Below are 7,793 nucleotides of genomic sequence, written 5' to 3'. Positions count from 1 at the left end.
GCTGGCGCTGCGGGCGTACCCCGGGTCCGCGCGGCCAGCCGGCTGACCAGCAGCAACGGCCAGGGGTACGCCCGCAGCGCCAGCACCGCCGCCGCGACCGCGAGGAGCACCGGCACCGACACGAGCAGCGGGTCCACCTCGCCGAGGGTCAGACCACGCCGGCGCAGCAGCACCGCGGCGAGCCCGGCCAGGAGCAGCAGGGACACCTCGACGGTGAGCCGACGGGCCGACGGGCGAACCCGGATCAGGTCCCGGCGCGCCACGCCGCCGGCCGGTACGGCCAGCGTCGCCGCCGGCAACGCCAGCGTGACCAGCACGGTCACCACGATGACGTACGGCGCGGTCGGATCCGGTGTACCGGGGAACAGCGTGCCCAGCCACCAGCCCAGCACGGCGGCGACCGGCACCACCAGCACCGACTCGGCGAGGCTACGCCGGGCACCGGCGGTGGCCCCTCCCCCACGGGCGCGCAGCAGCGCGAACTCCGAGCGACGTCGTCTGATGGCGAGACTGGCCGCGAGCACGATGAGCCCCGCCAGGGTGGCCAGTACGCCGGCCGCGATCACCGCGAGCAGGGTCCGGACGGCGTCGATCTGGGCGGCGAACGCGCGCAACGGGACGTCGACGCCCTGGGTCAGGGTGAGGCCCGTCGGCTGGTTGCGCTGCATCACCTGCAGGCCGTCGATCAGCCGGTCCAGCTCGCGTGCGTCGATCCGGTCGACGCCCAGTCGGTACCGCCAGTTGGACTGGACCGGCCAACCCGCGGCGGCCCGCTTGTTGAAGGGCGACTGCGCGACGACGCCGACGATGACGAATGGCTGGCCATCACCCTGCGGTTCGATGATCTGCAGCAACTGTGGCAGCCCGTCCCAGATGCCGTTGGCGCGGTCGACGGGGCGGAACAGCCCGGTCACCACCAGCGGGGCACCGTCGACGAGCCGGCCCTTGTCATCGGTGTTGCCGATGCGCAGTTGGCTGCCGGCGCGCAGGTTGAGCTTGCGGGCCACGTCGACGTCGAGCGCCACCTCGATCGGCCGTTCGGGAACGTACGTCTCGCTCGGCCACGTCCCCTCGACGAGGGTGCTCGCGCCCTGCACGTCGGGCATGGCCCGGAGGCCCATGTCGACAAGCAGGTTGCGGGCCGCCAGGTCCGGTCCGACCACGCGGGCCGCCGCGGTCTCGACGCTGTACCACCGCTCGTCCACGGCCGCGCGTACCTGCGACGGCATCGCCGCGGCCAGGGCCTCGAACCGTTCGGCGGCGTCGCCCATCGCCGTCCGCCGCGACGTCGCGGGCTCCAGGCTGGTGGTGTACGAGAGGTCCCGGCGGGCGGCCGGCTCGCTGTTGAGTTGCGCTCGCAGCCCCTGTTCGGCGAGCCGGTTGACCAGCCGGGGCACTCCACTGATCAGCAGCGTGACCACCAGGGTCAGCACCGCCAGCAGCAGGAACTGCCCCCCGTACGCCCGGACCCGCCGGACGGCCGCCCCGACGTTCATCGTTCTCCCCCGATTCGCAGCTGCACCGCCGCCACCCGCTGACGGATGCCGGTGGCGATGAACGCGCTGAAGGCGAGCGCCGCCAGCAACAGACCGACCGCGGTCAGGCCGATCGGCACCCAGGGCAGCACGAACGCCGCCGGGGGTGTCGGCCGACCGGCGGCCGGGGTGAGGATGACGAGTGGGGCCATCGTCGCGCCGACCGCGGTGCCGAGTAACAACCCGACTCCCACGCCGATGCCGGCGAGGAACGTCTGTTCGGCCAGCAGCGCCCGGGCCATCAGCCGGGGCGTGGCGCCGAGGGTGTGCAGGACCGCGAACTCGCCGAGCCGACGCCGGGCGGTGGCCCACACGTCCACCATCAGGCCGACGAGGGCGAGCAGCACCGCGCCGAGCGCGGCGGCGAGCATTCCGGTACGCGAGCCGCGCCAGTACGGGTCGTCGGCGGCCGCCTCGATCGCCGCCGCCCGGTTGAGCACGGTGACGCCCGGGAGTGCGCTGGCCGCCTGGGCGGCGGCGTTCGCGTCCCCGGCGCCGACCCACCATTCCGGTACGGGTCGCAGCGTCCCACCGGCACGGATCAGCGCGTCGACCGCCGCGGGTAGGTCCAGCAGCACGCCTGCCGCGGTGGTGGTCGGCACGGCGCTCAGCTCGCCGACCAGGTGCACCGGCAACGTCGCCCCGGAGAGCGTGAGGTCGACGGTGTCGCCGACGCGCAGGCTCAGCGCCTCGCGTACCTGGGGGGTCATCAGCACCGGCACGGCCGCGTTCGCGGCCGGTACGACAACGAACCGGGTCGGACCCTGGTCGATGCGCTCCAAGCCCGGAAAGCGTTGCACCGGACGGCTGGCGGCGAATCCGCTGCCGCTCTTCTGCACCGGCACCCGCGGTCCGTCAGCCCAGGTCGCTGCCCACTCACCGGTGAGGTCGGCGGGGCGCGCCTTACCGCCCGCGTCGATCAGCGTCAGCCCCTCCACCTGAAGCCCGTACGAGTCGCCGCCGGCCCGCCCGCCGTCGGCTTCGAACCCGGCCACGCGGAGCGGCACTCCTCCCACGTCCGGTAGCTGGACCGTGAAGCGGGTGGCCCGCCCGTCGCTCGGGGCGTCGACCGCCGGCAGCCGGAAGGCGAGGCCCTCCGCGCTGGTGACCAGGAGCGCCACGGAGATCCGGTGCGGTTCGTCGGGCGTTCCCACCGGCGTACGGGCGGTGCCGGTGATCGTGCGGGTGCCCTCGGGTAGCTCGACGCCCCCGGTGGCTCCACGCGCGCCGACCATCCGCTGGTACTGCTCGGAGGCCGACCCGTCGGCGAGACGGTCGGCGAGGCGGACGACACCGGGGGCGCTCGCCGGGTCGACACCGATCACGGTCACGGGCAGGTTCTGCCGCCCGACGCGCACCTCGTCCCGCCACGCCGGCAGCACCCGGTTCACGCTCGGCAGCGCGGCGAGCTGAGCGGCCCTGTTCGGCGGGGCGACGCCGGCCCGTTCGGTGACCCGAACGTCGGCGCCGACCGTGTATCCGGCCTGCTCGACCTGGGACCGCTCCCCGGTGCTGATCAGGGACCAGGCCAGGGTGCTGCCACCGACGGCGAGGGCGAGCAGCAGGACCGGGCCGGCGTGCGGACGCCGGCCGGCCTGCCACATGCCGAACATGGTGGCGGTCCAGGGACGTCGGTCGACGAACCGCTCCGCGAACCGGGTGAGCGGCGGGAGCACCCGCAGCGCCAGCACGGCACCGGCCAGCACGCCGAGCGTGGGGGCGGCGACCAGCAGCGGGTCGAGCCCGAGCTGGCCGCCCGAGCCGGCCAGCGGGGAGGCGTACCGGCGTAGCTGCACCCAGGCGAGCACGGCGAGCGCCACGAGCACCAGGTCGACGCTGGCGCGTTGGACGCTCGCCGACCGGTTCGGCCGGGATCGGGCCGCCATGTCGGCGACGTACGTCCCGGCGCCGCGCAGCGTCGGAAGGACCATGGCGACGAGGCAGCCGGCCGCGGTGGCCGCTGCCGCCGCCCAGACCACTGTGGTGTTGCCGCCGGCGGTGGAGAGGTCACCGGACCCGCCGGGTCGGACGTACCGCAGCGCCTCACCGGCGATCAGCGGACCGAGCACGGCGGCCGGGGCGACCACCAGGGTCGCCTCACGGGCGGCCAGGCCGGCCAACTGCCGACGGGCGGCGCCGCGGGCACGCAGCAGCGCGGTCTGTGGGCGGCGGTCCTCGTGCAGCAGGGCGGCGACCAGCACCAGCGCGTACCCGGCGAGCACCAGGATGAGCAGCAGCGGGGTGGCCAGCGACGAGCGACCCACCAGGTCGGCGCGGGCGATCCGGTCCAGCAACTGCGGCATCTTGGTCACCGTCTGCCCGGAGCTGCCCAGTTGGGCGGCCTCGGGCACGGCCGAGACCGCCTCGGTGAGGGCTTTCCGAACGGCGGGCAGGTCGGCGGTGGCGACGCCACCGAGGTCCGGTTGGGCCAGCCAGGACGCCGACACCGAGCCGGGGAAGGTGGCCGCGAAGTCGGCCGGGTCGAGCGTGAACGGCCCGTACGAGGTGCCGGAACTGGCGCTGCCGGCCCCCACGCCGGGGGCCAGCAGCCAGTACGCGTCCGCCGGGTCGCGGGGCCGCCAGGTGCCGGCGAGGACCAACTCCCCGCGTCGTTCGGTAGCCCGGTCGCGCACCGGCACGCGTTCACCGGCGGTCAGGCCCAGGGCGCTGGCGACCCGCTCGGGCAGGCTCACCTGGACGGGGTTCGCTCCGGGGCGGGGCCAGGCTCCGCTGGTCAGCTCCGCGTGGCTGGCCAGGTCGGCGAGCGTGGCCAGGTTCGCGAAGACCGGTTCGTCGGCCGTACGCGGAATCTGCCCGAGGTCGCCGGTCAGCTCGCGGCCGGTGCCGTAGCGGGCGGCGGTGACACTGACCGGGACGCCGCCGAGCCCGGTGGCGAACTCCGCTCGGACCGCCCTGTCCCGGGTTGCGAACTCGGCGGCGTCCCGCCCACCGGAGCCGCTGACCAGCAGGCCGCGCTCCTCGGCGGGCGAGGCGGCGACCAGGGCCCGCTGCCCGGCGTCCACCGCTCGACGGTTGTAGTCGGACAGCCCGGTGACCAACGCGACGGCGACGAGGGCAGCGATCACCGCCGCGACCAGCAACCCTCGCGCCTCGCGGGCCCGCCTCCACACCAGCTTCATCCGACGCCTCCCCTGGCCCTGGCGGGCCGACGACCATCAAGACAGGCCACCCACCGGGAAAGGTTCGCGCCCGTTACATGATCGTTATTACGGGAGGGTCAGCTCAGGCCGGCCAGCGCACCGGGCGGCTAACTGCCACCTCGAAGGGTGCGGATGCCGAATGCCACCGCGCCGAGCACGAGCACGACGCCCAGGAGCTGGAGGCCCGGCGAGTCGTCGGCCTCCCCGAGCACGATGCCGGCGACGCCGAGCGCGACCACGAGAACGGCGGCGACGGTCAGGATGTACTTCATGGGGTTTCCTCCTCGACCCACTCCAGCAGGTCTCCGGGCTGACATTCGAGCACGCGGCACATCGCTTCGAGGGTGCTGAACCGGACGGCCTTGGCGCGGCCGTTCTTCAGCACGGCCACGTTGGCTGGGGTGAGCCCGACGCGCTCGGCGAACTCACCGACGCTCATCTTGCGCTTGGCCAACTCCACGTCGATGCGGACGACGATGGGCATCAGATCACCGCTTCCATGTCGGTCCGCAGCGTGGTGGCCTGCCGCAGCAGTGCCCGCATCACCACCATGAGGAGCCCCAGCACGCTGACGCCCACCGTCAGCAGGAACAGCAGCAGCGGCAGCCCTGGGTCGTCCGCGTTGAACCCCACGTAGAGGAAGACACCCACGAGCACCAACCACGCGGCGGCGATGGCCCACACGATCGCGTCCACCCACTTCAGGGACGCTTCGGTGAAGATGCGGTCGCTCTTGACCAGGCTGAGCAACTTCCAGGTCGCGACGATGACGACCTGGACGCACAGCACCCAGAACACCGCCACGACCGTTGCCGGCCACCTGAGGTAGGCGTCCTGCGGTGACTCCTGGGCCATGTGGGCGAACTGGCCGGGCAGGGAGAAGGTCTGAAACAGGACCAGGACCCCGAACAGCACCACGAGGAAAACTCTGAGAGCGGCAACCGCTCGATGCTCCGTAACCATGCATCGAGTTTCGCTCGTTACCTATCGAAAGTCAATCGGTTGCCCGAACGTCGACTCCCACTCACGGCAGCGTCGACCCGGGCACCGGCCTCGCCTTCTGGGGGTAGATCGTCTCGTGACGGGCCAGCATGGCGACGAATTCGCCGATCTTGCGCTCGCGGGTCTCGGCCCGCTTGACGGCGTTGAGGCGGTGGATGAGAGCGAACCGGTTGGTCTTGGTGAGCACGTCGAACATGGCCTGGGCGGCAGGCTCGGCGGCGATGGCGGCGAGCAGGTCGGCCGGCACCTCCGCCTCCGACGGCGGGGCGTAGGCGGCCACCCACCGCCCGTCCGCCTTCGCGGCATCGACCGCGGCGCGACCCGCCGGCAGCATCCGCCCCTGCTCCTCCAGCCGGGCCACGTTGGTGACGTTGCGTTGCGACCACGAACTGCGGGGCCGACGCGGGGTGAACCGGATCCAGGACGACTCCTCATCCCGCTTACGGGCCTGCCCGTCGATCCAGCCGACGCACAGGGCCTCGTCGACCGCCTGCTGCCAGGTAAGCGTCGTGACCGTGCCGCCCTTCCTGGTCAGGGCGAGCCAGACGCCGGGCGACGTGGCGTGGTTGGCCGACAACCAGGCGCGCAGGGCGTCGGCGTCCGCGACGATCAACTCATCCAGCTCTGTGCTCGCCATGACGGCAGGCTAACCGCTGGGTCAGACGCCCGAGTTCCGGCTCGGATCGTTGATCCGACGGCCGTCCGACGGGCCACCATCGACGCCGCGCCAGCCATATGATCACCAGCACGGCGGCCCCTGAGCAGCAGGGACGCATTCCGCCGTGACGCACTGAAACACAGACAAGGGCGCGGGGTCTTGCGACGCCGCGCCAACGGGGGAGGTACGAGTGAGGCACGCAGTGAAGGTGCTGACCGCCGCCGCGGTGCTCGCGGCGACGGTTGCCATCCCGGCGACACCGGCCGTGGCGGGCGGCACGGGCTGGTGGTCCATGTCCGGCTACCTGGTCAGCAACAGCGCGTTCAATCCCAACGAGACGAGCGTGACGGTTCCGACCGTTGCGAACCTCAAGCTCAAGCACACCGGCACCCCGGCCCGGACCGGCCAGCGCGCACCGGTCGTCGCCGACGGACTGGTGTACGCGGTGGACGACCTCGGTGTCACCGCCACCGACGAGGTGACCGGCGCGCAGAAGTGGCGCTTCGAGCTGGACCCCGAGAAGTTCCTGATGCCTACGGAGCTCGTCCACACGGCCGGCCAACTCGTCTTCGCCGCTAACGTCATCCTTCACTCGCCGGGCGCCGTTGCGTCACAGGTCTTCGTGCTCGACGCTCCGACCGGCACGGTGGTTCGGGACTTCCCAGACGACGGCGTGGCCACCCAGATCCTCGTCGACCGGGGCGTCGTCATGGTCTCCGGTGAGAGCCGGTGGGCCGCGGACACGCGCGCCTACCGCCTCGCTGACGGGCAACTGCTGTGGCAGCACGACAAGTACATGCAACAACCGGTCTCGGCGAACGGACGCGTCATCCTCTCCGGAACCGGCACGTCCGCCAAACCGTTGGCGAGCGTCATCGTCGACATCACCACCGGCACAATCAGCCACACCACGGCGGACCGTGACTACCGGGCGCTCGCGACGGACGAGGCGGGGACCAAGTTCTACGTCGGGTGGGGCCACAGCCTGCAGGTCCTCGACGCGACGACCGGCACCCTGACCTGGCTCGCGTCGAACCTGAGCCCGAAGTTCGTGGTGGTCACCCCGACCCGGCTCTACGTCACCTCTTTCGGCGGCACCGTCTTCGCGTTGAACCGCAGCACCGGCGCCATCATCTGGAGTAAGAGCATTCCGGGAAGCGAGCACCAGCGGGCGATCATCGCCGGTGGCGTCCTGCACGTCACGGCGAAGGGCAACCGGGTGTACGCCCTGAACCCGGTCGACGGTGCCCCGCTGAACGCGCCGGCGTTCACCGGCGCGACCGACCAACTCGTGGTCACCTACGGCCGGGTGTACGTCACCGACGGCACGAAACTGGCGGTCTACGGCCTCTAGGCCGTGTCTTCAAAGGTTCACAGCCATTGGAGTAGCGCGGCGATGGTGACGGTGGCCTGGTACGACGTGGCTGTCTTGTCGTT

The 7,793-nt window shown here is 72.2% G+C and carries 6 protein-coding genes and 1 pseudogene; 1 reads left to right on the top strand and 6 read right to left on the bottom strand.

Going from position 1 to position 7,793, the window contains the following annotated elements; genetic code table 11:
* The 6 genes and pseudogenes from PSH25_RS29795 to PSH25_RS29770 all read right to left on the bottom strand — a co-directional run.
* A pseudogene (locus tag PSH25_RS29795) lies at nucleotides 1-1,496 on the bottom strand (FtsX-like permease family protein); the annotation flags it as partial.
* The gene (locus tag PSH25_RS29790) at nucleotides 1,493-4,675 is read right to left on the bottom strand and encodes an FtsX-like permease family protein (protein WP_238662173.1); all 3,183 of its coding nucleotides are present in this window, start codon (nucleotides 4,673-4,675) and stop codon (nucleotides 1,493-1,495) included. The pseudogene PSH25_RS29795 and the gene PSH25_RS29790, both read right to left, overlap by 4 nt.
* Before the next feature lie 128 nt (nucleotides 4,676-4,803).
* Nucleotides 4,804-4,968, bottom strand: a complete 165-nt coding sequence (locus PSH25_RS29785; protein ID WP_238662172.1) for a hypothetical protein — start codon at nucleotides 4,966-4,968, stop codon at nucleotides 4,804-4,806.
* Complete coding sequence (locus PSH25_RS29780; protein WP_030488645.1) at nucleotides 4,965-5,180, bottom strand: helix-turn-helix domain-containing protein; 216 nt, start codon at nucleotides 5,178-5,180, stop codon at nucleotides 4,965-4,967. The genes PSH25_RS29785 and PSH25_RS29780 overlap by 4 nt, the downstream gene beginning before the upstream one ends.
* Nucleotides 5,180-5,614 (bottom strand): DUF2975 domain-containing protein, encoded by a 435-nt coding sequence (locus PSH25_RS29775; protein ID WP_238662171.1) that lies wholly within the window; start codon nucleotides 5,612-5,614, stop codon nucleotides 5,180-5,182. Before PSH25_RS29775 ends, PSH25_RS29780 begins: the two co-directional genes overlap by 1 nt.
* Before the next feature lie 106 nt (nucleotides 5,615-5,720).
* Nucleotides 5,721-6,335: a YdeI/OmpD-associated family protein gene (locus PSH25_RS29770; RefSeq protein ID WP_238662170.1), complete on the bottom strand. Its 615-nt coding sequence runs from the start codon at nucleotides 6,333-6,335 to the stop codon at nucleotides 5,721-5,723.
* A gap of 211 nt (nucleotides 6,336-6,546) precedes the next feature.
* Between PSH25_RS29770 and PSH25_RS29765 the strand changes: the two genes are divergently transcribed.
* The gene (locus tag PSH25_RS29765; protein WP_238662169.1) at nucleotides 6,547-7,710 is read left to right on the top strand and encodes an outer membrane protein assembly factor BamB family protein; all 1,164 of its coding nucleotides are present in this window, start codon (nucleotides 6,547-6,549) and stop codon (nucleotides 7,708-7,710) included.
* The last annotated feature ends 83 nt before the right edge of the window (nucleotides 7,711-7,793 follow it).

This window comes from Micromonospora foliorum, assembly GCF_022229015.1.
Lineage (GTDB): Bacteria > Actinomycetota > Actinomycetes > Mycobacteriales > Micromonosporaceae > Micromonospora > Micromonospora foliorum.
Note: the sequence above shows the minus strand (reverse complement) of the source record. Positions and strands in the feature narration are given on the sequence as shown.